Origin of the sequence: Flavobacterium notoginsengisoli, from assembly GCF_014207905.1 — a bacterium.
Classification (GTDB): Bacteria; Bacteroidota; Bacteroidia; order Flavobacteriales; family Flavobacteriaceae; genus Flavobacterium; species Flavobacterium notoginsengisoli_A.
The window spans coordinates 1,234,825-1,258,853 of sequence record NZ_JACHLB010000001.1; the positions used below are offsets into that span (position 1 = coordinate 1,234,825).

26 protein-coding genes and 1 riboswitch are annotated in these 24,029 nt (G+C 32.5%); of the genes, 12 read left to right on the plus strand and 14 right to left on the minus strand.

The features are described from left to right. Window positions 1-11 precede the first annotated feature (11 nt). From pnuC to HNP35_RS05270, 5 genes are all read left to right on the plus strand, one after another. Window positions 12-635 carry a nicotinamide riboside transporter PnuC gene (gene pnuC / locus HNP35_RS05250; RefSeq protein WP_184157877.1) on the plus strand — a complete coding sequence of 208 codons (624 nt, stop codon included), beginning with the start codon at window positions 12-14 and terminating at the stop codon, window positions 633-635. Continuing rightward, a complete protein-coding gene (locus HNP35_RS05255; protein WP_184157876.1) occupies window positions 596-2,710 on the plus strand; it encodes a DUF4301 family protein in 2,115 nt (704 codons plus the stop codon). Before pnuC ends, HNP35_RS05255 begins: the two co-directional genes overlap by 40 nt. A 1-nt stretch (window position 2,711) precedes the next feature. After that, window positions 2,712-3,116 carry an alternative ribosome rescue aminoacyl-tRNA hydrolase ArfB gene (gene arfB / locus HNP35_RS05260; RefSeq protein WP_184157875.1) on the plus strand — a complete coding sequence of 135 codons (405 nt, stop codon included), beginning with the start codon at window positions 2,712-2,714 and terminating at the stop codon, window positions 3,114-3,116. Between the two features lie 112 nt (window positions 3,117-3,228). Beyond that, the gene (locus HNP35_RS05265) at window positions 3,229-3,705 is read left to right on the plus strand and encodes a hypothetical protein (RefSeq protein WP_184157874.1); all 477 of its coding nucleotides are present in this window, start codon (window positions 3,229-3,231) and stop codon (window positions 3,703-3,705) included. 257 nt (window positions 3,706-3,962) lie between these two features. Next, window positions 3,963-6,125, plus strand: coding sequence for a TonB-dependent receptor (locus HNP35_RS05270; RefSeq protein WP_184157873.1), 2,163 nt, complete (start codon window positions 3,963-3,965; stop codon window positions 6,123-6,125). Window positions 6,126-6,183: 58 nt separating this feature from the next. On the opposite strand, the gene HNP35_RS05275 is transcribed toward HNP35_RS05270, so the two are convergent. Further along, entirely contained in the window at window positions 6,184-6,600 is a 417-nt protein-coding gene (locus tag HNP35_RS05275; protein ID WP_184157872.1) for a hypothetical protein, read from the minus strand. A gap of 157 nt (window positions 6,601-6,757) precedes the next feature. Between HNP35_RS05275 and greA the strand changes: the two genes are divergently transcribed. Continuing rightward, window positions 6,758-7,234: a transcription elongation factor GreA gene (gene greA, locus HNP35_RS05280; protein WP_026728641.1), complete on the plus strand. Its 477-nt coding sequence runs from the start codon at window positions 6,758-6,760 to the stop codon at window positions 7,232-7,234. Window positions 7,235-7,304: 70 nt separating this feature from the next. Then, window positions 7,305-7,694, plus strand: coding sequence for an HIT family protein (locus HNP35_RS05285; RefSeq protein ID WP_184157871.1), 390 nt, complete (start codon window positions 7,305-7,307; stop codon window positions 7,692-7,694). 55 nt (window positions 7,695-7,749) lie between these two features. Here the strand turns inward: HNP35_RS05285 and HNP35_RS05290 are convergent, their stop codons facing one another. Continuing rightward, window positions 7,750-8,901 carry a sensor histidine kinase gene (locus HNP35_RS05290; RefSeq protein ID WP_184157870.1) on the minus strand — a complete coding sequence of 384 codons (1,152 nt, stop codon included), beginning with the start codon at window positions 8,899-8,901 and terminating at the stop codon, window positions 7,750-7,752. A gap of 161 nt (window positions 8,902-9,062) precedes the next feature. Here HNP35_RS05290 and HNP35_RS05295 point away from each other — a divergent pair, with 161 nt between their 5' ends. The 4 genes from HNP35_RS05295 (at window position 9,063) to HNP35_RS05310 (ending at window position 11,892) form a co-directional block, all read left to right on the plus strand. Next, window positions 9,063-9,938, plus strand: coding sequence for a flavin reductase family protein (locus HNP35_RS05295; RefSeq protein ID WP_184157869.1), 876 nt, complete (start codon window positions 9,063-9,065; stop codon window positions 9,936-9,938). 33 nt (window positions 9,939-9,971) lie between these two features. After that, the gene (locus tag HNP35_RS05300; protein ID WP_115888273.1) at window positions 9,972-10,343 is read left to right on the plus strand and encodes a DUF3127 domain-containing protein; all 372 of its coding nucleotides are present in this window, start codon (window positions 9,972-9,974) and stop codon (window positions 10,341-10,343) included. A 107-nt stretch (window positions 10,344-10,450) separates the two neighbouring features. Then, on the plus strand, window positions 10,451-11,095 hold the full coding sequence (gene aat / locus HNP35_RS05305) for a leucyl/phenylalanyl-tRNA--protein transferase (protein WP_184157868.1): 645 nt from the start codon (window positions 10,451-10,453) through the stop codon (window positions 11,093-11,095). Window positions 11,096-11,097: 2 nt separating this feature from the next. Beyond that, entirely contained in the window at window positions 11,098-11,892 is a 795-nt protein-coding gene (locus HNP35_RS05310; RefSeq protein WP_184157867.1) for an MOSC domain-containing protein, read from the plus strand. On the opposite strand, the gene HNP35_RS05315 is transcribed toward HNP35_RS05310, so the two are convergent. The 12 genes from HNP35_RS05315 to HNP35_RS05370 form a co-directional block, all read right to left on the minus strand. Further along, window positions 11,889-12,599 (minus strand): HesA/MoeB/ThiF family protein, encoded by a 711-nt coding sequence (locus tag HNP35_RS05315; protein WP_184157866.1) that lies wholly within the window; start codon window positions 12,597-12,599, stop codon window positions 11,889-11,891. The genes HNP35_RS05310 and HNP35_RS05315 overlap by 4 nt on opposite strands. A 23-nt stretch (window positions 12,600-12,622) precedes the next feature. After that, complete coding sequence (thiH, locus tag HNP35_RS05320; RefSeq protein ID WP_184157865.1) at window positions 12,623-13,777, minus strand: 2-iminoacetate synthase ThiH; 1,155 nt, start codon at window positions 13,775-13,777, stop codon at window positions 12,623-12,625. 138 nt (window positions 13,778-13,915) lie between these two features. Further along, window positions 13,916-14,692 carry a thiazole synthase gene (locus tag HNP35_RS05325; RefSeq protein WP_281383330.1) on the minus strand — a complete coding sequence of 259 codons (777 nt, stop codon included), beginning with the start codon at window positions 14,690-14,692 and terminating at the stop codon, window positions 13,916-13,918. Then, entirely contained in the window at window positions 14,673-15,311 is a 639-nt protein-coding gene (locus HNP35_RS05330; protein ID WP_184157864.1) for a thiamine phosphate synthase, read from the minus strand. Before HNP35_RS05330 ends, HNP35_RS05325 begins: the two co-directional genes overlap by 20 nt. Further along, window positions 15,304-16,056 (minus strand): hydroxymethylpyrimidine/phosphomethylpyrimidine kinase, encoded by a 753-nt coding sequence (locus HNP35_RS05335; RefSeq protein ID WP_184157863.1) that lies wholly within the window; start codon window positions 16,054-16,056, stop codon window positions 15,304-15,306. The genes HNP35_RS05330 and HNP35_RS05335 overlap by 8 nt, the downstream gene beginning before the upstream one ends. Further along, a complete protein-coding gene (locus tag HNP35_RS05340; RefSeq protein ID WP_184157862.1) occupies window positions 16,014-16,625 on the minus strand; it encodes a thiamine phosphate synthase in 612 nt (203 codons plus the stop codon). Before HNP35_RS05340 ends, HNP35_RS05335 begins: the two co-directional genes overlap by 43 nt. Before the next feature lie 31 nt (window positions 16,626-16,656). Then, window positions 16,657-18,477, minus strand: coding sequence for a phosphomethylpyrimidine synthase ThiC (gene thiC, locus HNP35_RS05345; protein ID WP_184157861.1), 1,821 nt, complete (start codon window positions 18,475-18,477; stop codon window positions 16,657-16,659). 110 nt (window positions 18,478-18,587) lie between these two features. Next, entirely contained in the window at window positions 18,588-18,794 is a 207-nt protein-coding gene (thiS, locus tag HNP35_RS05350) for a sulfur carrier protein ThiS (RefSeq protein ID WP_184157860.1), read from the minus strand. 66 nt (window positions 18,795-18,860) lie between these two features. After that, window positions 18,861-18,958: riboswitch (TPP riboswitch) on the minus strand. A 98-nt stretch (window positions 18,959-19,056) separates the two neighbouring features. Continuing rightward, window positions 19,057-19,617: a DNA-3-methyladenine glycosylase I gene (locus tag HNP35_RS05355; RefSeq protein ID WP_184157859.1), complete on the minus strand. Its 561-nt coding sequence runs from the start codon at window positions 19,615-19,617 to the stop codon at window positions 19,057-19,059. 85 nt (window positions 19,618-19,702) lie between these two features. Then, window positions 19,703-20,185, minus strand: a complete 483-nt coding sequence (locus HNP35_RS05360) for a lipocalin family protein (RefSeq protein ID WP_184157858.1) — start codon at window positions 20,183-20,185, stop codon at window positions 19,703-19,705. A 120-nt stretch (window positions 20,186-20,305) separates the two neighbouring features. Continuing rightward, the gene (locus HNP35_RS05365) at window positions 20,306-20,932 is read right to left on the minus strand and encodes a hypothetical protein (protein ID WP_184157857.1); all 627 of its coding nucleotides are present in this window, start codon (window positions 20,930-20,932) and stop codon (window positions 20,306-20,308) included. Beyond that, window positions 20,932-21,609, minus strand: coding sequence for a queuosine precursor transporter (locus HNP35_RS05370; RefSeq protein ID WP_184157856.1), 678 nt, complete (start codon window positions 21,607-21,609; stop codon window positions 20,932-20,934). The genes HNP35_RS05365 and HNP35_RS05370 overlap by 1 nt, the downstream gene beginning before the upstream one ends. Window positions 21,610-21,778: 169 nt before the next feature. Here HNP35_RS05370 and HNP35_RS05375 point away from each other — a divergent pair, with 169 nt between their 5' ends. Next, window positions 21,779-23,896 (plus strand): M3 family metallopeptidase, encoded by a 2,118-nt coding sequence (locus HNP35_RS05375; protein ID WP_184157855.1) that lies wholly within the window; start codon window positions 21,779-21,781, stop codon window positions 23,894-23,896. Window positions 23,897-24,029: the final 133 nt, after the last annotated feature.

The window sequence follows — 24,029 nt, forward strand, 5'->3', positions numbered from 1 at the left end:
AATACCACAAAATGATCGATTTTTTTCTGAATAGTTATAAAAACGCACCTTTATGGCATATTGCTTTAGAGTTTTTAGTCTTTGTTTTTGGAATTTTAAGCGTTTGGTTTGCTAAAAAAGAAAACATTTGGGTGTACCCAACCGGATTGATCGCGACGGTAATCTCGGTATATCTGCTCTATATAGCAGGCTATATTGGCGATATGATTATAAACGGATATTTTTCGATAATGAGCATTTATGGTTGGTACGTTTGGGCAAAAGGTGGAACGGTTGAAGATAACCTTCCAATTACTCGTACAACTTTTAATGAAAAAATAATTGGAATCTTACTGTTTATTGTAACCGTTTTTGTAGTTTTCGGGATTTATAAATATTTTGATTACGAAATTCATAAAGACAACTATGTTGATATGATTTCGTCAGGAATTTTTTTCGCAGGAATGTGGTACATGGCCAGAAAAAAAATAGAAAACTGGACACTTTGGATTATTGGTGATATTATTGTTGTACCTCTCTATGCTTATCGTGGTTTAGGGATGCTGTCACTTCAATATTTAATTTTTACAATTTTGGCTATTTCAGCTTATATAGAATGGAGAAAGATCTTAGACAGCAAAAAACAACTATCATAAAAATTGCTTTATTTGGTCCTGAGAGTACAGGTAAAACTACATTAGCAAAACAGCTCGCAGATTACTACGAAACCGAATGGGTTCCTGAGTTTGCACGCGATTATCTGCAAGAAAAGTGGGAAGAAAATAAGCATATCTGTGTAGCTGAAGATATGATGCCAATTGCCTACGGTCAAACGGCACTAGAAAATGAAAAGCTTGAAAAAGCAAATAAATATTTGTTTTGCGATACCAACTTAATGGTAACCAAAGTTTTTTCTGAAATGTATTATGGTTTTTGTGATCCTCTTTTAAATGAAGCAGCATTAAAACATGAATACGATTTATTCTTTTTGACAGACATTGATGTTCCTTGGGAAAAAGATGATATTCGAGATACTCCAAACGGAAGAGAAACAGTTTTTTCTGTTTTTAAACAAACTTTAATAGATACTAAAAAGCCTTTTATAACACTTTCGGGAGACAAAGAATGCCGTTTAAAAACAGCAGTTTCAATTGTAAATGATTTGGCTTTGGCTAAAGAGAATGATTTTTCGTCTGAAGATTTTGTACAGATTTACAATCAAGGAATTTCTTTTAAGACGGTTTTAAAACAATTGGAAAGCTTTAAAAAAGGAATTTCTAAAAGTAATTTAATTAGACCCGCAACTATTAATGATGGAATTCTAAGTTTTTCTGAAAATGAATTTCGAGAAAAAGCATTGATTTTTGATAGTCAGAAAGATAAGTTTAAAATCAAGAAATTTGTTCCCGCTTCTGGCGCTGCTACCAGAATGTACAAGTTTTTGAGTGCTTTCCTAAATGATTTTGATATCGAAAAAGAAACTATAAATGCTTACATCAACAGAAAAAATGATAAAGAACTTGCCATTTTTATTGTTGGAATGGAGAAGTTTCCTTTTTTCAAAGAAGTTGATCAAAAACTTAGAGCAATTTATCCTGATTTTGAGAGTTTAGAAAGAGATTATAAAAACTATTATTTTATAAAACTGTTACTATCTCCAGATTATTTTAATTCAGCAAATAAGCCAAAGGCAGTTTTGCCGTTTCATTTATATAAAACTCATATTGCTAATCCGATTGAAGAACATTTGAATGAATGTGTACATTATGCGTCATCAAAAAATCTATCTCATTTGCATTTTACGGTTTCAGAAATACATCAAGATTTGTTTGAAAAAGCAGTTCTTGAAGTTAAAGATAAGGTAGAAAAACCTTCGGGAATTACCATTAATATAGGATATTCATATCAAAATAAAAGTACAGATTCTATTACTATTGACGCAAAAAATCAACTAGTAAAAGATAAAAATGGTAATCTAATTTTTAGACCAGGCGGACACGGCGCTTTAATTCAAAACCTGAATAATCTCGATGCTGATCTTATTTTTATTAAAAATATTGATAATGTAATTCAAAATCATATTGATGAAATTACACTTTATAAAAAAGCACTAGGAGGTGTTTTAATTGAAATACAAGAATGGGTTTTCTCATGTTTGGAATCTATAGATCGCAATGAAATTAAAGAGAATCAATTAGAAGAGATTCTTGTTTTTCTAAAGGAAAAGTTGAGTATTGCAATGAATGACGACTTTAATAAGTTTACATTCGAAAATAAAATAATCAAAATAAAAGAGTTATTGGATCGACCAATTCGAGTTTGCGGAATGGTAAAAAATGAAGGAGAACCAGGCGGAGGCCCTTTTTGGGTAATTAACGATAAAGGAAATGCCTCATTGCAAATTGTAGAAACTTCCCAAGTAGATTTAGTTAATAAAAAACAGCTTGCAGTTTTGGAGGCAGCTACGCATTTTAATCCAGTTGATTTAGTTTGTGGAACGAAAAACTATAAAAACGAAAAATTCGATTTATTACGTTTTGTAGATCAAAATGCTGGATTTATTGTAGAAAAAAGTGTTGACGGAAATACCGTAAGAAGTTACGAATTGCCTGGACTATGGAACGGTTCTATGGCAAATTGGCTTACTGCTTTTGTTGCGGTTCCTTTAATTACTTTTAATCCAGTAAAAACGGTAAATGATTTATTGAAAGCGGCGCATCAGCCACAATAATATGAATGTAGAAAAAATCATATCAGAATTAAGTTTTAAGGCTGTTCGAAGTAGTGGAGCTGGTGGGCAAAACGTAAATAAAGTTTCGTCAAAAATTGTTTTGAATTTTGATTTGAATGCTTCTCAAGCATTGTCTGATGAAGAAAAATTACTCTTAAAAGAAAATCTATTGACAAGATTAACTTCTGAAAATATTCTAATTTTAAACTGTGACGAAGATCGAAGCCAGCTTAAAAACAAAGAAATTGTTATTAAAAGATTTTTAGAAATAATCAAAAAAGGATTATATGTTCCAAAAGTTAGGAAGGCTACAAAAGTTCCAAAATCGGTAATTAAAAAAAGAATTAAGGATAAAAAGAATGTTTCGGACTTGAAACAATCTCGTAAAAAGCCAAATTTGGATTGATTTTGTTGTTTAAGAAGAGAGTATAAATAGTTTAAAAAAAACATTTTTTTAATATTTCAAGTAAATGAATCCAAAATCGAAAAAAGTGTTATTTAAAACTTTGCCAAATTTTATGTCAATATTTTGGGGAATTATTGGAGGTGCCTTTTTTGGCTGGATAATCTTTTTATTATATAATTCTAGATCTAAAGGGTTGCGTGCAACAACAACAGTAGATTTAAAAACAGCTGAAGTTTTATATTATACCTTTTTTACGATACTCATTTTCTTCTGTTTGTGGTCTTTATCATTAGCTTTAAAAATGAAAATTGTAATTCTAACATCATCTAATCTTATTATTAAATATCCTTTTTTCTTTCTGAAAAAAACAATTTGCTTAGGAGATATTGATAAAATTTTGGAGAAAGATTATAAAGTTAAACCAAATGTAAACGGAACTGTTTATAATGTTCATGAAGGGAAAGAAGCTGTAATTCAGTTGTTTTCAGGTAAAAAAGTAAAAATTAATTCCTTCGAAATTTATGAATATAAGGATTTAATGCGAAAGCTTTATATTGCAAAAAGCAGATATAAGTATCTTAATTTATAAGTAAAAATAATAAAAATCACTTGCGAGTTTTGATTTTTGACGTTACTATTGATTTTTGAAATTTTTAACACTAAATTTGCACTGTCTCAAAGGGGTGCTCTAAATAACGAGCTGAGATCATACCCAAAGAACCTGAGCGAGTAATGTTGCTAAGGGAAAAACGACACTATCGAGCGTGCACACTTTATTTTGTCGTGAAACACATTTATTAATTTAACAAAAGAATAATTCCCCCTTTTATTCGTAATTCTTTACGAATGAAAACTTTTTTTTTAGGTACTGAGGTACTAAGGTTCAAAGGTTCAAAGGCTCAAAAGAAAGTCGGAACCAAATTTGTCTTTTCTACATTTTCTCTATTCTTTGCTCTTTGCTCTTTTGCACAGCAACAGAAAGATTCTACAAAAGTAAATTCTCTTGACGAGGTATTAGTTTCGGCGGTTCGTGTTACTTCAAAAACTCCAGTGAGTTTTAGTAATATGGATAAAAAGGAAATTAAATACAGAAATTTAGGTCAAGACATTCCAGTCTTAATGAACTATCTTCCATCTGTAGTAACAACTTCCGATGCTGGAAATGGTGTTGGTTATACAGGAATCCGTGTACGTGGAAGCGATGCTACACGTGTAAATGTTACCATAAACGGAATTCCATACAACGATGCCGAAAGTCAGGGAACTTTTTGGGTAAACATGCCCGATTTTGCTTCTTCTGTAGAAAGCCTTCAATTGCAGCGTGGTGTAGGAACTTCTACAAACGGAGCTGGTGCTTTTGGAGCAAGTTTAAATATGCTGACAGATAGTTATGCTAGAAAAGCAACAGGGGAGATCTCAAGTTCTGCTGGATCATTCAATACATTAAAAAATACAGTAAAATTTAGTACTGGTTTATTAAACGATCATTTTGAAATTGCTGGTCGTTTGTCTGCCATAAAAACAGATGGTTATATCGATCGTGGTAGCGCAGATTTAAAATCGTATTTCTTGCAAGGAACTTATGTTGGAAAAACAACTTTGATTAAGGCTTTGGTTTTTGGTGGAACTCAGAAAACATATCAATCTTGGAACGGAATTGATAGCGAAAAATTAAGCGAAAATCGCAGATATAATTCAGCAGGAGAATACACGGATGAATTTGGTGTTAAACGTTATTATGATAATGAAACCGATAATTACAACCAAGATCATTATCAATTACATTGGAGCGAATCGATTTCTGATAAATGGAGCACAAATTTTGCACTTCATTATACAAAAGGAAAAGGCTATTTTGAAAATTACAAAGAAGACGCGGAAATGTCTGAATATGCTTTAGCTCCTGTTGGAACAATAACGACAACAGATTTGATACGTCAAAAATGGTTAGACAACGATTTTTACGGAACTACTTTTTCTGCAAAATATGTAACAGATGGTTTAGATGTTATCTTAGGTGGAGGATGGAATAAATACGAAGGCGATCATTTTGGAAAAGTAATTTGGGCGAGATATGCTTCAACATCAGAATTAGGAGATCACTACTATGATGATTTCTCAACAAAAACTGATGGTAATATTTTCGCAAAAGCCAATTATCAATTAACAGAACAATTGAGTTTGTACGGCGATTTGCAATACAGAAATGTACATTACAAAGCCAATAGTGCAGATACTGGTTTAGTAAATGATAATTTCAATTTCTTTAATCCGAAAGCTGGTCTGAACTATGCTTTTAGTGAAAAAAGCACTTTGTACTTTTCATACGCAAGAGCTAATCGCGAACCAAACAGAACTGATTATGAAGGCGGAAATGTGAAACCAGAAAAATTAAATGATTATGAATTAGGCTGGAGATTCAATTCAGAAATCGTACAATTGAATTCTAATGTATATTATATGGCCTACAAAGATCAATTAATTTTAACGGGAACATTAGATGATGTTGGAAATCCGATTCGTGCCAATTCAGAAAAAAGTTATCGTTTAGGTGTCGAAATTGATGCGACAATTGCTATTACAGATAAGATCTTTTTTAGACCAAACTTTACTTTAAGTAGCAATAAAAATGTAGATTTAGCAGTTGATGGCGAATATTACGGAACAACAAAAATTGCCTATTCTCCAGAAATTATTGCTGGAAACGTAATTGTTTACAAACCAATTGAAGGATTATATCTGTCATTGCTACAAAAGTATGTAGGAGAACAATTCATGAATAATATTGAGCTTCCCGCAGCAAAATTGGCAGATTACTTTGTAAACGATTTGAATGCTTCTTATGAGATAAAACCGAAATCAATATTTAAATCAATTACAGTTACTGCTTTAGTGAATAATATTTTCAATAAAAAATACATTTCAAACGGAGCAATGTATGATATTTATCCATACTATTATCCGCAAGCAGGAAGGAATTTCTTGATTGGATTGAGTTTGAAGTTCTAAATAAAATTAAACCTATAAAAAAAGCCTGAAAGTTCTATTTTCAGGCTTTTTTTTTATTTTAATTGTAAACATGAATCACAGTTCCAGATCCTTCTGCGCGATACTGTTTCATCGGATATTCTTTTCCTCCCAATCCTGTAAATAAATTATATTGCACTTTATCGCAAGAACACACTGCGTAAATACCACTAATGGTCATGGCTGCACAAGATGTAATTGCCTGATTTGGACATGCGGCATCAAAAGCGGTGTAAGTTCCTTCACCAGTTTTCATTACAATAATTCCTTTTGCTCCATAGTTGGCAACATACACAGGATTACTTACAAATTTCAAATTGTTATATGTTGGAAGATTGCTATCCAGATATACGTTTATAGCATAATTCGGAATGTACGGATTATTGTTACTCCTGTTGTTGTCGCTGCAAGAGAATAAAACAGCGGTAAAAGCGATAAAGAACCAGATTTTTTTCATTATTTGAATACGATTTAGTTAAAACAAAAATAATTTATTTAGATTTGAAATCTATATGATTAACATATAATTATGTACTATTAAAAATAATAGTATATTTGTGGTAAGAAAATCCCGTCGCGATGGGATTTTTTGTATTTATATAAACGATGAAGTTATGAGTAAAGTATCTTATTATACAGCTGAAGGATTAAAAAAATTAAAAGATGAGTTGGAGCATTTAAAAAGTGTAATGCGTCCAAAAGCATCTCAAGATATTGCAGACGCAAGAGATAAAGGAGATTTATCTGAAAATGCGGAATATGATGCAGCAAAAGAAGCACAGGGTTTATTAGAAATGAGAATTGCTAAACTAGAAGAAGTTTATGCAAATGCACGATTAATTGATGAATCTCAATTAGACGTTTCTAAAGTTTTGGTTTTATCTAATGTGAAAATCAAAAATCAAAGTAACGGAATGGAGATGAAATATACTCTTGTAGCAGAAAGCGAAGCAGATTTAAAAACAGGAAAAATCTCTGTAACATCTCCTATCGGAAAAGGTTTACTTGGAAAATCTGTTGGGGAAGTAGCAGAAATTACAGTTCCAAATGGAGTTTTGAAATTTGAAATTCTTGAAATTTCGAGAGACTAAATTTTCTTTTGTTTAATCGGTTAATTGTTTAATCGGTTAAACGAATCAACGATTAAACAAATAAACAAAAATGGCATCAATATTCACTAAAATAGTAAACGGAGAAATTCCTGCTTATAAAATTGCTGAAGACGATAAATTTTTAGCATTTTTAGATGTAAATCCAAACGCGAAAGGACATACACTTTGTATTCCGAAACAAGAAATCGATAAGATTTTTGATATGGATGAAGAGCTGTATTTAGGTTTAATGAAGTTTTCTAAAAAAGTTGCTGCAGCTTTAGAAAAAACAGTTCCATGCAAAAGAGTCGGAATTGCTGTTGTTGGACTTGAAGTGCCACACGCACACGTACATTTGATTCCTTTAAACCATATGGATGAAATGCGTTTTATTGATAAAGTATCTCTTTCTAAAGAAGAATTTGAAGCTTTAGCAAAAGATATTCAAGCGAATTTATAAAGACTTCGACTTCGCTCAGTCTGACAAAATAAATAAAAAAGTGCAGTAAAATTATTTACTGCACTTTTTTATTTAATAAAATCTGAAACGTAGTTCCTTTGCCAATTTCTGAATTCAAAACCTTAATTTTTCCGTTGTGATATTCTTCTACAATTCTTTTAGTTAGAGAAAGTCCTAGTCCCCAGCCGCGTTTTTTGGTGGTAAAACCAGGTTCGAAAATGGTTTTAAATTGTTTTTTAGAAATCCCGGTTCCAGAATCTTTAATATTGATTTTTACATGATGAGTGTCTTGTTCAATTTGAAGATCTAAGGTTCCTTTTCCTTTCATCGCATCAATGGCATTTTTAACCAAATTTTCGATAGTCCAGCTATGCAAAGTCGGATTAATCATGCCTAAAATTGGATTTTCTGGAGCTTTAAACGAAAAAGCAACTTGTTTAGAAAATCGAGATTGAAGATACTCGTATGCATTTTTGGTTTCTTCAACAATATCATAAATTCCTAAAACAGGCACAGAACCAATTTTAGAAAAACGATCTGTAATAGTTTGCAGGCGCTCAATATCTTTTTCTATTTCTATAGAAATGGACGGATCGATTTCTTCTGTTTTTAAAATCTCGACCCAACCAATTAGAGAAGACAAAGGAGTTCCGATTTGATGAGCCGTTTCTTTTGCCATTCCTGCCCAAAGTTTATTTTGAGTCGCCATTTTTGTGCTTTTATAAAAATTATAAATCAGGGCAATACATAAGAAAATAATAAGTGCTAAAGCAATCGGATAATACTTAAGTTTATTGAGTAATTCTGAATTTCCATAATATAATGTCTGATATTTTCCAGGCGCATATTCAAAAGTAATAGGTTCATTTTCTCCCTTTAACTTATTCAAAAAAGCCGTTCTTTTTTTCTTGTCATTAAGCACTTCGTCAGGAACATTTTTTGCGCTCACCACTTTATCATACAGCATTATAATACCCGGAATTGTAGTATTATTGCTGAAAATTTGAAGAGGTAGCTCTACATCGGTGTTTTCGTTAGCATTTACAAGCGTAATTTGAGCATTTACAAAAAGCTTCATCTTTAAACGCTCCTCAATTTTAAATATTTGGAAGAAAGTGTAAGTGTTCCAAAGAATTAGAGAAATGATAATAAAGCAAACCGAAATAATAATCCAGCGGGTTGTATTTGTTCTTTCAGAAAAAGACATATCAATTATTTTGAAGTATAAATATAACGAAATATACACATTTTATATTTTGCGTATACTGAAAGATTTTTAGTTTTTATCTCCAAAAGTATTTCTTCTAGTTAAACGATTTCAATACTTTTGCAAGTACCAAAATGAGGTTTGGTTAAAAAGATAAATTTATGATTAGCATCAATCCGAAGGAGATACCAACAGTAAAATTACAAGGTTATTTACAAAGTGCTGTAGGTCCAAGGCCAATAGCTTTTGCAAGTACAATAAGTAAAAAAGGAATTCCGAATTTGTCGCCTTTCAGTTTTTTTAACGTATTTAGTTCCAATCCGCCAATTTTGGTTTTTTCACCTTCAAGACGTGTTCGAGACAATACGATAAAACACACTTTGATTAATGCTGAAGAAACTAGAGAAGTTGTAATTAATGTTGTAAATTACGATATAGTTCAGCAAACTTCATTAGCAAGTACAGAATATGCAGAAGGTGTAAATGAATTTATAAAAGCTGGTTTAACACAAATTCCTTCAGATATTGTAAAACCTTATCGAGTAAAAGAATCTCCAGTTCAGTTTGAATGCAAGATAACGCAAATTATTCCGTTAGGAACTGAAGGAGGAGCAGGAAATTTGATTTTGTGTGAAGTTGTAAAAATACATATCGATGAATCAATTTTAGACGAAAATGGAGCAATAGATCAGCATAAAATTGATTTGGTTTCAAGATTAGGAAAAGATTGGTATTCTAGATCCAATCAAGGGCTTTTTGAAGTAGCAAAACCCTTGACAACATTAGGAGTAGGTGTAGATGCAATTCCAGATTTTGTAAAACAAAGTGACGTTTTTGATGGAAATGATTTAGGAAAATTAGGCAATATTGAAGTCTTGCCTACAAAAGAAGAAGTTAGTATATTTGTGAAGGAAAATTTTTCAGTAAAAGGAGTTTTAAGCTCTGATGACCAGAAAAAAGTGCACTTAGAAGCAAAAAAGTACTTAGATAGTGGTGATGTAGAATCGGCTTGGAAAGTGCTTTTAGCAAAAAAATAAAAAGAATAGAAACAATAATTAATATAAACGAAGATGGAAGTTATAGGAAAAGTAAAAGTGGTTAACCCAGAGCAGCAAGTTAGTGCATCATTCAAAAAAAGAGAATTGGTTGTTACTACAGATGAGCAGTATCCACAGCATATTTTAATCGAATTTACACAAGATAAATGCGATTTATTAAGCAGCTATAAGCAAGGAGAGCCGGTAAAAGTTTCTATCAATTTAAGAGGAAGAGAGTGGGTTAATCCACAAGGAGAAACAAGATATTTCAATAGTATTCAAGGTTGGAGAATCGAAAGAGTAGGTAACGAAGCGCCAACTCAAGCACCGCCAATGCCAACTGCACAAACTTTTGCTCCTGCAACAAATGTAAGCGAAGACGAACCAGACGATTTACCGTTCTAAGAATTTAGAAATTACAATATTTTAAATTCCAAATTCCAATTCATTCGACTGAATTTGGAGTTTGGAATTTTTTATTTCAACTTTTTGATATCGATTATTTTAGAAAGATGTATTACCTGTTTAACGATTTATTTTTTCCGCCTGTTACCGAAGCGGACGAAGAAGGTGTCTTGGCAATTGGAGGCGATTTAAGTTCAGAGCGTTTACAATTGGCTTACAAAAGTGGTATTTTTCCTTGGTTTAATGAAGGAGAACCAATTCTTTGGTGGGCACCAGATCCAAGAATGGTATTGTTTTTTGATGAATTAGTAATATCAAAAAGCATGAGAAATATTCTCAATAGAAGAATGTTTAAAGTTACTTATAATAAAAATTTTAAAGAAGTCATTTCTAATTGCCAACAAATAAAACGCGATGGACAAAATGGAACTTGGATTTCTAATGAAATGATTGACGCTTATTGCAAATTAAATGAAGAAGGAATTGCTAAATCTGTTGAGGTTTGGCAAGACGAAACTTTGGTTGGTGGTTTGTACGGAATTGATTTAGGAAAAGGAAATATATTTTGCGGAGAAAGTATGTTTTCTAAAGTTTCAAATGCATCAAAGGTTGCTTTTATCGCTTTAGCTTTATATTTGCAAAAAGAAAAGTACAAATTACTAGACTGTCAGGTTTATAATCCTCATTTAGAGAGTTTAGGTTGTCGTGAAATTGATCGCGAAGAGTTTATGTCCATTTTAAAAAGTAAATGAAAATGAGCACAGTTTACAATGTAAAAGAAATTTATATTTATCCAGTAAAAAGTTTGGCAGGCATTAGTTTAAAAAGTGCCAATGCAGAAGAAATGGGATTTGAAAATGACCGTCGCTGGATGCTTATTAACGCTGAAAATGTACATGTAACTCAAAGAGAATATCCAAAAATGAGTCAGTTTTATCCTGAAATTTCAGGAGATAAAATTAAAATTGTTTTTGAAGACGAAACTCACGAATTTTTAATTAGTGAACATCTTGAAAAATCAATCGATTCGCAAGTTTGGGACGATAAAAGTGAAGTTTTCGAAGTCAATAAAAATTCATCAAAATGGTTTAGCGATAAGTTAGGTTTTGAATGTAAACTCGTGAAAATCATTAAAAATGGCGACAGAAAACATGAAAGTTCTAAATTAAAAGAAACCTTCAATGTTAGCCTTGCCGACGGATATCCGTATTTATTAATCGGAACAGAAAGTCTTGATTTTTTGAATGAAAAGCTAGAAGAAAAAATCACAATTAAGAGGTTTCGTCCAAATATTGTTGTAAGTACAAAAAATGCTCACGAAGAAGATGATTTTAAAACTTTCAAGATTGGAGAAGTTCAATTTAAAAATATAAAGCCCTGCGGAAGATGTATTATGGTTAATAATGATCCGCAAAAAGGAATTGTAAAAAAAGAACCTCTTAAAACTTTAAGTAAATACAGAAATGTAGATAATTCGGTTTTATTTGGGACTAATATTGTGAGTTTAAATTCAGGGATTATTAGTGTGGGCGATGAATTAGTTTTTTAGAAATTCAATTTTGTGAAGTTCCAATTTAAAGTATTAAAAATTACCAATTCATTTTTTAATGAAGGCAATTCTAGAATCAATTTCAGTGTTTCGTGTGCCATCATATTTCCGATAATTCCAGGTAAAGTTCCTAAAACGCCATTCAGATTGCAATTAGGAACATCTTTAGGATCTGGCATTTCTGGAAATAAATCGCGAAGATTTTTACTTCCGTTATGATTGAAAACTGCTATTTGTCCTTCAAATCTTAAAATACTTCCATAAACTAAAGTCTTTTTTAATTTAACACAGGTATCATTTACCAAATAACGGGTCGAAAAATTATCGGAACCGTCTACAACAATATCAAATTGTTCTATAATTTCCGAAGCGTTTTCTGTCGTCAGTTTTTCATTAATGGCAACAGCTTCAATCAACGGATTTAGTTTTGAAACTACTTTTTGTGCGACAATAGCTTTAGGTTTTCCAATCTCATCTTCAGTATATAAAATCTGTCTATGCAGATTATGAATTTCAATGGTGTCAAAATCCATAATTCCGATAAAACCAACTCCAGCAGTAGCAATATATTGTAAAATCGGACAACCTAAACCGCCAGCTCCAATCACTAAAACCTTTGCTTTTTTTAGTTTTTCCTGACCTTCATCGCCAATTTCGGGAAGAATAGTTTGTCTGCCGTAACGCAGAAATTCTTGAATAATGCTCATTTTTTAATTTTAGATTGATGATTTTAGATTTTAGATTGGAATTTGGGATTTAAAATATTGTAATTTGTACCAAAACTTTTGTCCCAATCTTTCCAAACGGGTTCGTAGCCTTTATTTCTAATGATTTTTGAAATTTCTTCTGCCGAACGTTCGTCGCTGATCTCGAATTGTTCTAAAGATTGCGGATCGACAACATAACCGCCCGGATTTGTTTTAGAGCCTGCGCTCATGCTTGTAACACCAATTGGAATTATATTGTTTCTGAATTTTTCGTTTTCACGAGTTGAAATTGAAATTTCTAAATCTTCATTCCACAATCTGTAAGCGCAAATTAATTGTGTTAGGTCTTTATCGTCCATAATAAAATTAGGTTCGATTATGCCTTCAGCAGGGCGAAGACGAGGAAAAGAAACCGAATATTTAGTCTGCCAATATTTTTTTTGAAGATAATCTAAATGCAAGGCATTAAAAAAACTGTCGGTTCGCCAATCTTCCAAACCCAATAAAACGCCCAAACCAATTTTATGAATTCCGGCTGTGCCGATTCTGTCTGGAGTTTCTAATCTATAATCGAAATTTGATTTTTTACCTTTAGTATGGTATTTTTTGTAAACTTCCTGATGATAAGTTTCCTGATAAACTAAAACAGAATAAACTCCAGCATTATGTAAACGTTCATAATCTTCTAAAGAAAGTGGTTGGACTTCAACGGAAATAATCGAGAAATCGTTTTTAATCAAGTTAATCGCATTCAAAAAATAGTTGATGTTTACTGTATAATTCGCTTCGCCTGTAACAAGCAAAACATGATCAAAACCGATATTTTTTAAAGCTTCAGCTTCTAGTTTTATTTCTGAATCTGTTAATGTTTTCCTTTTGATTTTATTATCTAAACTAAATCCGCAGTACGTGCAGATGTTTTGGCATTCGTTGCTTAAATACAATGGAGCGTACATTTGGATTGTTTTTCCGAAACGTTTCTTGGTAATTTCATGGCATTTTTGTGCCATTTGTTCTAAATAATTTTGAGCAATAGGAGAGATCAAAATCAAAAAATCGTCGAGATTATATTTGGTTTTGGCCAAAGTTCGTTCGACATCTTTTGATGTTGTTTGGTATATTTTGGTTTGAATGTCATCCCAGTTATATTGTTCAAAAGTTGATTTGAATGTGTTCATTTGTTTTTGTTTTTTTAGCGCAAAGTGCGCTAAGAATACGCAAAGGACGCTAAGCTTTGAGTTCTTTTTTTTTTGCTTTAAAAGTTCGCCAAGCTTTGCGTGCTTTGCGAAAAAACCTTGCGAACTTTGCGTTTAAAATTAATCATACAGAAAAGAAGTCAATGGGCTAGAAGCCGAAGCAAAGTTCTGCTGATTAGCAATTCGGGCTTGAAAAGCTTTTCTTCCAGCAATAACAGCTTCTTTAAAAGCCTCAGCCATTAATTTCGGATTTCCTGCGACAGCTATTGCAGTATTAACCAAAACAGCATCGGCGCCTATTTCCATTGCTTTAGCGGCATCTGATGGCGCTCCGATTCCTGCGTCTACAATAACGGGAACATTACTTTGTTCAATTATTAGTTCAAGAAAATCAATGGTTTTTAAGCCTTTATTGCTTCCGATTGGAGAACCCAAAGGCATAACGGCAGCTGTTCCAGCGCTTTCAAGATGTTTGCATAAAACTGGATCAGCGTGAATGTAAGGCAGAACAATAAAACCAAGTTTTGCTAATTCTTCTGTCGCTTTTAAAGTTTCAATTGGATCGGGCATTAAATATTTTGGATCTGGATGAATCTCTAGTTTTACCCAATTGGTTTCTAAAGCTTCGCGAGCCAATTGTGCTGCAAAAACGGCCTCTTTAGCATTTCTAGCTCCAGATGTATTAGGTAGTAAATTGATGTTTGGATGTTTCAAATGTGATAAAATAGCATCTGTATCAGTTTCCAAATCAATACGTTTTAAAGCAACTGTTACCAATTCGCTTTCCGAAGCCAAAATAGCCTCTTCCATTTCTCTATTAGAACCAAATTTGCCCGTTCCTAAAAACAAACGAGATTTGAGGCTCTTATCTCCAATATTAAACAATGGCTTTTGCATATAATTTTTCGTTTAATTGTTGAATTAATATTTCCTTTTCGGTACTTTCTGTAATAATTCCTGAAATGGCAATTCCGTAAATTCCAGTTTCCATGAGTGGACTAACATCTCTTAAAGTGATGCCTCCTATGGCATAAACAGGAATTTCAATTTTATTCTTTTTCATTTTCTGTAGAATGTCAAAATAACCGGATAAACCCAAAATCGGACTCAGTTTTTCTTTAGTCGCAGTAAATCTAAAAGGCCCTAAACCAATATAATCGCAACCATTTTTTACATGATTTTCGATATCTTCAAATGTATTTGCCGTTCCTCCAATAATTTTTGTTGTGCCTAAAATCGCTCTTGCTTCGTCAATTTTGGTATCGGTTAATCCTAGATGGACACCATCTGCCGCAATTTGTTCGGCAAGATGTAAATCGTCGTTTACAATAAAATTAGCCAGATATTCTTCGCATAAAGATTTTACTCCTTCCGCCAAAGTAAAAGTGTCTTTGAACGATTGGTCTTTAAAACGCATTTGCACCCAGTTGCATCCAGCATCAAGAGCTTGATGAATATTATACAATTGTTCTTCAATAGTATTGCCTTGCGAGATGTATTGCAGTTTGTTATACATAATGGTATCCAATTAAGGTTGAGGTTGAATTAAGATAGTTTTCGATGTAGTTTTTAGCATTTTTGCAAGCTTCAGTTAAGGTCTGGTCCAGAGCTAAATTGGAAGCGATTGCTGATGAAAGAACACAGCCGGAACCATGTTTTTCAAAACATATTTTATTCGATGGAAGCAACTCCACAATTTTATCTTTTAGAAATAAAAGATCTGTACCAAGAGCGCTTGTATTATGTCCGCCTTTTAAAAGAATATTCGTTGAGATTTTATTTTCTTTTAAATAATCTTTTGAAATAATTCCAGGAAAAAGTATTTCGATTTCATTATAATTGGGCGTAATCAAATCAATTTTGGATATGATTTTATTCAAATCCAGATAATCTTTAATGTTAAGAAATTCAAATTTAGTAGTAGATTTTAAAACAGGATCCCAAACAATTTTCGTTGAAGGAGAAAAAAGTTTTACAGTTGAAACAATTCGATTCAAATCATGTAAAGAAGGCAGAATTCCGATTTTAACTACACTTATTTTATAATTTAAAAAAAGTGTTTCGATGGAACGAATAACAAAACTTAGATCTGTCCATTGAATCTCATAAAATTTATTCTCAGTTTGAATGGTATTTGCGGTTGAAATAGCAAAACCACTCACTTTATGCTGTTCAAAGGTTTTAATGTCGGCTAAAATACCAGCTCCACCAGATGGGTCTAAACCTGCGATTGTAAGTGCGAAAGGACGATCTTCTGACATGATTTAAATTCTTTTAAAGGATTTTTATTATTCCAAACAGCTCCAAGAAGTGCAATATCATCAAAACCATTTTCGAGTGTTTTTTGAATGTTTTCTGAATGAATTCCACCTAAAGCGACAATTTTTGTTTTATAATTTGTTCTTGATTTTATTTCTTTGAAAAGGTCTTTTTTAGGCGAATAATTTTCTTTTGAAATACTTTTAAAAACTGGACTTAAGAATGCATAATCAAAATTATTTTCTAAAGAATTAAAATCTTTTATAGAATGTGTTGAAGTCGATTTAGACCTACAAGGTTTTGAAAACCTTGCAGGATAATCTGTATCGTTTATTCTTTCTTTTTCAGAAAAATGAAATCTATTAATTCCAAAATCTTCTGCTAATTCATGATGATTGTGCAAAACCATTTTATCTCGAAATTCTAATTTAATTTGATGAAGAAATTGCGCCATTTCCAGTTCAGAAAAATCAGGTTTCCGAATATGAAGTAACGACAAACCTTCTTCTAATAAAGAGTGAAGAATTTGAATTTCATCTTCAATAAAAAAAGGATTTGTAATCACAATCATATCTTTCTTCTTGATTCTATTATCTTTTTACTTAAATATAAATCTCTTTCCCTTGTTCAATAAATTCTTCCGACTTCTCCTGCATTCCTTTTTCTGCAGCAGCGACATCTCTAATTTCTTGTGATATTTTCATAGAGCAGAATTTAGGCCCGCACATCGAACAAAAGTGTGCGACTTTTGCGCCGTCAGCAGGAAGAGTTTCGTCGTGAAATTCTCTTGCAGTATCTGGATCTAAGGCCAAGTTGAATTGATCTTCCCAACGAAATTCAAAACGTGCTTTGCTCAATGCATTATCGCGATATTGTGCTCCCGGATGACCTTTTGCCAAGTCGGCTGCATGAGCAGAGATTTTATAAGTGATGACGCCGTCTTTAACGTCTTTTTTATTTGGTAAACCTAAATGCTCTTTTGGAGTTACATAACATAACATGGCGCATCCGTACCATCCAATCATCGCGGCACCAATTGCAGAAGTAATATGGTCATAACCTGGCGCAATATCTGTTGTTAATGGGCCTAAAGTGTAAAATGGCGCTTCATGGCAATGTTCTAATTGTTTGTCCATGTTTTCTTTAATCATGTGCATTGGTACGTGACCAGGACCTTCGATAAAAACTTGAACATCATGTTTCCAAGCAATTTTAGTCAATTCGCCTAAAGTTTCTAATTCAGCAAATTGAGCAGCGTCATTAGCATCAGCAATCGAACCTGGACGCAAGCCATCTCCAAGAGAAAAAGCGACATCGTATTGTTTCATGATTTCGCAGATTTCTTCAAAATGAGTGTATAAAAAGTTTTCTTTATGATGAAATAAACACCATTTTGCCATGATTGATCCGCCTCTAGAAACGATTCCTGTAACACGATTAGCAGTTAGATGAATATAGCGAAGTAAAACTCCAGCGTGAATTGTAAAGTATGAAACACCTTGTTCGGCTTGTTCAATTAAAGTATCACGGAAAATTTCCCAAGTTAAATCTTCGGCAATTCCTTTTACTTTTTCCAAAGCCTGATAAATCGGAACGGTTCCAATTGGAACTGGAGAGTTTCGAATAATCCATTCTCTGGTTTCATGAATATTTTTTCCTGTAGAAAGATCCATAATGGTGTCGGCACCCCAACGGCAAGCCCAAACGGCTTTTTCAACTTCCTCTTCAATGCTCGAAGTCACCGCGCTATTTCCAATATTAGCATTAATTTTTACCAAGAAATTACGACCGACAATCATAGGTTCACTTTCTGGATGGTTGATATTGTTTGGAATAATGGCTCTTCCGCAAGCAACCTCAGAACGTACAAATTCAGGAGTGATTTTGTTTTTTGGTGTATTGGCACCAAAACTATTTCCGCCATGTTGACATTGCATAGCTTTAGTTTGTTCATTTAAAAGTTCAATTCTTTGGTTTTCACGGATTGCGATATATTCCATTTCTGGAGTAATTATTCCCTGTTTGGCGTAATATAACTGAGTTACGTTGGCGCCTTTTTTGGCACGTTTTGGTTGATGTAAATATTCAAATCGTAAATGATTCAGACTTTCATCTTTTAATCGGCTTTGTCCGTAATCGGAAGTTATTTCTTCTAAGATTTCAACATCATTTCGGTCAAGAATCCAACTTTCGCGTAGGCGTGGCAATCCTTTTCTAATATTAATTTCAATATTTGGATCAGTATATGCACCGGAGGTATCATAAACAGTTACGGGAGTATTTTTTTCAATTCCGCCGTTTGAAAGTTTGGTATCGCTTAATGCAATTTCTCGCATCGCCACTTTTATGGGATGAATTTCTCCATCGATATAAACCTTTTTAGAATTTGGAAATGGAGTTCTGGATATTTGTTCTTCTTTCATTTTTGTTGATTTTGTTTCAGGTTTGAAGTTTCAGGTTATGGACTGCAGCGAATCTATTCTCAATTTGTATGAATTGGAATTTGGAATTTTCTTTTTTGGAATTTCAAAAATTAACCGCCTTGAGTAGCGGAAATAATCAGAATTTCGTCAGTTTCTTGTATGAGGAATTCGTTCCAATTGGTTTTTGGAACAACAGTATTGTTAACAGCAACGGCGATTCCGTTTTGTTTGTGCGGAATTTCGAGATCGAGCAATGACTGAATGCTTAGCGATTCGGCATTGATTTTTTTTGTTTGTTGATTGATTTTTAGTTCCATTCCTTTTAGTTTTTGTGTATAGATACACGATAGGAATGGCTACAATAACGCATAGAAATGCGTTTAAGAAGTCATCTTACTTTTCCCTACGCTAGTATGAACTAGATCAGGTTCAGAGGGTAAAATCTCAGCCTACATGTTTGTAGACACCCCTAAAGTGTGAAGCAAATGTAATAAAAAATTTGTTTAAAAGTTTAAAGTTTCATGTTTCAAGTTTTGAAAACTGAAAATTGAGACTGAAAACTGAGACTGAGACTGAAAACTACTTAGCCCGAGTAAAGCAGTTTTCGACATGATCATTGACCATTCCTGTTGCTTGCATGTGAGCGTAAATAACGGTTGAACCTACAAATTTAAATCCGCGTTTTTTTAAATCTTTGCTGATTGCGTCAGAAATTGGAGTAGTGGCAGGTACGTCTTTTAATGTTTTTGGATTGTTGTCAATTGGTTTTCCGTCAACAAATTTCCAAATGTATTGAGAGAAAGTTCCAAACTCTTCTTGTATTTTCATAAAAGCCTGAGCGTTTGTAACTGCTGATCTTATTTTAAGTTTGTTACGAATTATTCCTGTATTTTGCAGCAATTCTTCGATTTTATCTTCAGAATAGTTGGCAACTTTTTTATAGTCGAAGTTGTCAAAAGCAGCTTTGAAATTTTCTCTTTTATTTAAAATGGTAATCCAACTTAAACCTGCTTGAAAAGTTTCCAATATTAAAAATTCGAAAATGGTAGGGTCGTCGTAGACTGGAGTTCCCCATTCTTCGTCATGATATTTTTTGTACAAATCACTAGCTGAACACCAGCCACATCTTATTGGTTCCATTTTATTATTTTTGGTCAACTTAAAAGTATAAAAAAAAGTCTCATTTCAAAATGAAGTGAGACTTAATATAATTAATTGTAATAATTTACTTTCTTGTAAACTCAGTTAGGGCATAAATACTATTATCATTTCCTTTAGTGATTTTTAATCTTAACGTTGTTTCATTTAATTTTAAAATCTCATAAGTAAATTCATTGTTTAGTATATCTTTAGTTTTTAAGATATTATCTGATTTTGACCATGTTCCGTCGTTATTGTATTCCTTACATTTTGAATTAGCATATTCATATTGTAATTCTTTGTAATTTCCATTTTCTAAAAATTCAATTTGGTCATTACTGCATCCGCCATCTGGACTTATTGTTAAAAGAAGTTCAGAACCATTTAAAATGTTTCCATGTTTTGTGAGTTCCCACTTGCCAATGATTGATGCTTTTGTTTCAGAGCTATTTTCGTCATTATCATTACTACTGCATGATGAAAGTAATAAACCAACTGAAACAAATAAAAGAGCTAACTTTTTGATTTTACTTATAAATTTATTGTTAAACAAGTTGCTAAAATACAAAGTATTTACATGTTAAAAAAATAAAAATGTAGGTTTATTTTTACTTTTATTTGTATTGTTGATATTCAGTTATTGATTTTGTGTATTTAACCATTTAATAAGTTATGTTGAAAAATTTGTTTATTTTCCAATTTTCCAGTGATAACCCTTTACGCTTGGTATGTAAGCTTTTGTTCCAATTATGATCAAATCGGTATAAATTTTCTTTTTGTATTTAATTCCAATAGCATTTCCAGAAGTGTACATTTTATTGGCTTCAAATTTGAATTTTATTTTGGCATCTTTAAATTTAGCATCAGAAATTGTTTCAATAAACCAAGTAGATTTCCATTTTATTTCAATTTCATCCTCAGCAGTTTTGGTAATGCTTTTGATGAGCTTTATTCCATCGGCAGGAACATCATGATTTTCTATAAGATCTTTTTGAGTTAAAGTTTCGCCAGTTTTCCATTCCGACATAAATTTTTTAAAAGAAGTAATTCCTAAAAACTTATCATTTTCGACTTCAGGTTTTGCAATGCTATCACTTAAGGTTGTTATGCTTTCGGTTTGAATTTCTTCTGTAGTAATTTTATCTACAATTGTGTTTTTATATTGTTTTACAGTTTCAATAGTGTTTTCTGAAATCGTTTCAATTTGGTTAGAAATCTTATCCGTAACTTCTAACATTTGTTTTTTAGCATTTTTGGAACAGCCTATAATACAACCTGTAGTAATTACTAAAAAGTATATTTTGTAATTTTTCATTATTGTAAATGGTCCTCGTTTTTTTGCAAATTGTCTTTATCCAAATATTTTTTAATTAAATGATGCCCTAAGTAAATAGCTGGAGTCAACAAAATTGCAATTGCCAATTTAAAAGTGTATCCGATTAAACCTGAAGAAATAAACGTATCAAAATCTATTTTTCCTGGAAGCCAAAAAGCAATTCCAAGTACAATGAACGAATCAAATAATTGCGAAATTACAGTAGAACCTGTCGCTCTAAGCCAAATTTTCTTTTCACCTGTTCTGTTCTTGAAAAACCAAAAAATCCAAACATCAATGAGCTGAGATGCCATAAAAGCAATTAAACTTCCCACAATGATCCACATACTTTGTCCGAATACCGCTTGAAATTGTTCGTCGTTTACAGGGCTAATTCCTTTTGCAGCAGGAATTGTAATGGCCATAAACAAAATCAGAAAAGCATAAGCAATCAAACAAGCAGTTATAAAAGAAAGTTTTTTTACTCCTTTTTCTCCAAAGTATTCATTGATTAAATCTGTTGTTAAAAATACAATTGGCCAAGGTAAAATTCCTATGCTCATTACAAAAGGTCCAATCTGAATTAATTTTCCTCCAATTAGTTCTGCTACAACAGCATTGGTGATAAATATTCCTGCTAGAATTACAAAAACAATCTCTTTTCTGGTCTTAAACATGTTTATTTAATAATTGATGTTTCAAATTTAAACTATTTCCTTTTTAACTGAAAGTGGTTTTTTGAATTTGCACTTTGGTCAAGTTAATAGTTAAAAATTATCCTTTAGTTTTCTTTTTAGTTATTTTTGGAACAATTACTAGTTCTATTATTAAATCAACTTAATGAGAATGAAAAAAATATTATCAATTTTTATCATGAGTACAACTTTTTTTGCGTCTAACGCACAAACAAATTCTGATAATCCTCTGCTGAAGAAATGGACAGGACCTTACGGAGGTGTTCCAGCTTTCAATGAGTATAAAGTATCAGATTTTAAACCAGCAATTGAATTTGCAATTCAGGAAAAACTTAATGAAGTAGATGCTATTGCCAATAGTACAAAACCAGCAACTTTCGATAATACAATTGTTGCTTTAGAGCGTTCAGGAAGTACAATCGAAAGAATTATGACGGTTTACGGGATTTATAGATCTAACTTAAGTAGTCCTGAATTCAGTGCGATTGATAGAGAAATGTCGCCTAAATTTTCTGAATTTAGCGACAAAATCAATCAGAATAAAAAATTATTTACTAGAATCGAAGCTGTTTATAATTCAAAAGATAAAAACAAGCTTACTGGAGAACAACAGCGTTTAATCTGGCTTTACTACACTAATTTTGTGCGCCAGGGAGCAAAATTAAACGACACAGACAAAGCAAAAGTTGCTGCTATTAATAAAGAATTGGCATCGCTTTTTACTCGTTTCAGTCAAAATTTATTGGCAGAAGAGCATAATCAATATTTAGCATTAAAAACGGAAAGTGATTTTGATGGTTTACCAACTGAGGTTAAAAACGCTGCAATTGCTGAAGCTAAAGAAAGAAAACTAGATGCAATGGGATGCATTGCGAATACTCGTTCGTCAATTGAGCCTTTTTTGACTTTTTCTACCCGTAGAGATTTAAGAGAAAAAGCGTTTGATATTTTTGTAAAGCGTGGAGATAATGGAAACGCTAATGATAATAACGCAACTTTAGTTTCTATTTTAGAATTAAGAGCTAAAAAAGCAAAACTTTTGGGTTATCCAACGTTTGCAGATTGGAGTTTGTCTAACAAAATGGCAAAAGATCCGCAGAAAACTTTAGATTTGATGATGTCTGTTTGGGAGCCTTCGGTAGAAAAAGTGCACCAAGATGTTGCTGAAATGCAAAAAATCGTTGATGCAGAAGGAGGGAAATTCAAAATTCAACCTTGGGATTATCGTTTCTATGCTGAAAAGGTTAGAAAAGCAAAATACGATTTAGATCAAAATGAGGTTAAACCTTATTTGCAATTAGAGAAACTTCGTGAAGGAATGTTCTGGGTTGCAGGAGAATTGTTCAATTTAGACTTTAAACAAGTTACAAATGTTCCGGTTTACCATCCTGATGTTCGTGTTTGGGAAGTGAGTAATAAAGTAACTGGTAAAACAGTCGGACTTTGGTATTTTGATCCTTATGCTCGTGCGGGAAAACGTTCTGGTGCATGGATGAATGCATACCGTAATCAACAGAGACTTGAAGGAGATGTTTTGACAATTGTTTCTAACAACTGTAATTTTGTTAAAGGAGCTCCAGGAGAACCAATTTTAATTTCTTGGGAAGATGCTTCGACTTTATTCCACGAATTTGGACACGCACTGCATGGCTTATGTTCCAATGTGACTTACCCAAGTTTAGCAGGAACTTCTGTAGCTAGAGATTATGTTGAGTTTCCATCTCAGTTATTGGAGCACTGGTTGTCAACTCCGGAAGTGTTAAATAAATTTGCGTTACATTATAAAACAAATCAGCCATTGCCTCAAGCTTTAGTTGACAGAATTGAAAAAGCATCAAATTTTGGAGAAGGTTTTTCTACTGTAGAAACCATTTCAAGCTCTTTAGTTGATATGAAGCTTCATTTAGCTACACAGCCTATTGATCCTCATAAATTTGAAAAAGAAACTTTAGATGCGCTTCATATGCCTTCAGAAATCGTAATGCGTCACCGTATTCCACAATTTGGACATATTTTCTCAAGTGATGGTTATGCTGCGGGTTATTATAGCTACTTATGGGCAGATGTTATCAATGCAGATGCATGGGAAGCTTTTACAGAAGGAAAAGGACCTTATGATAAAGAAGTGGCTAAAAGACTTTATGAAACTGTTTTTAGTGTAGGAAACACTATCGATCAGGAAAAAGCATATGAGAATTTTAGAGGAAGAGCTCCAAAATCTGATGCTTTAATGCGTGCAAGGAATTTCCCTATTAAGGATAAAAAATAGTAAGATGAAAATCTGATCAAAAACCTCGGATAATTATTTATTCGAGGTTTTTTTTATTGAAATGTATTTAAGCTAGAAGCTCATTAGTAGTTCTGAAAGGAACAAATTATATTGTAGAGCTGGACTTCAGTCC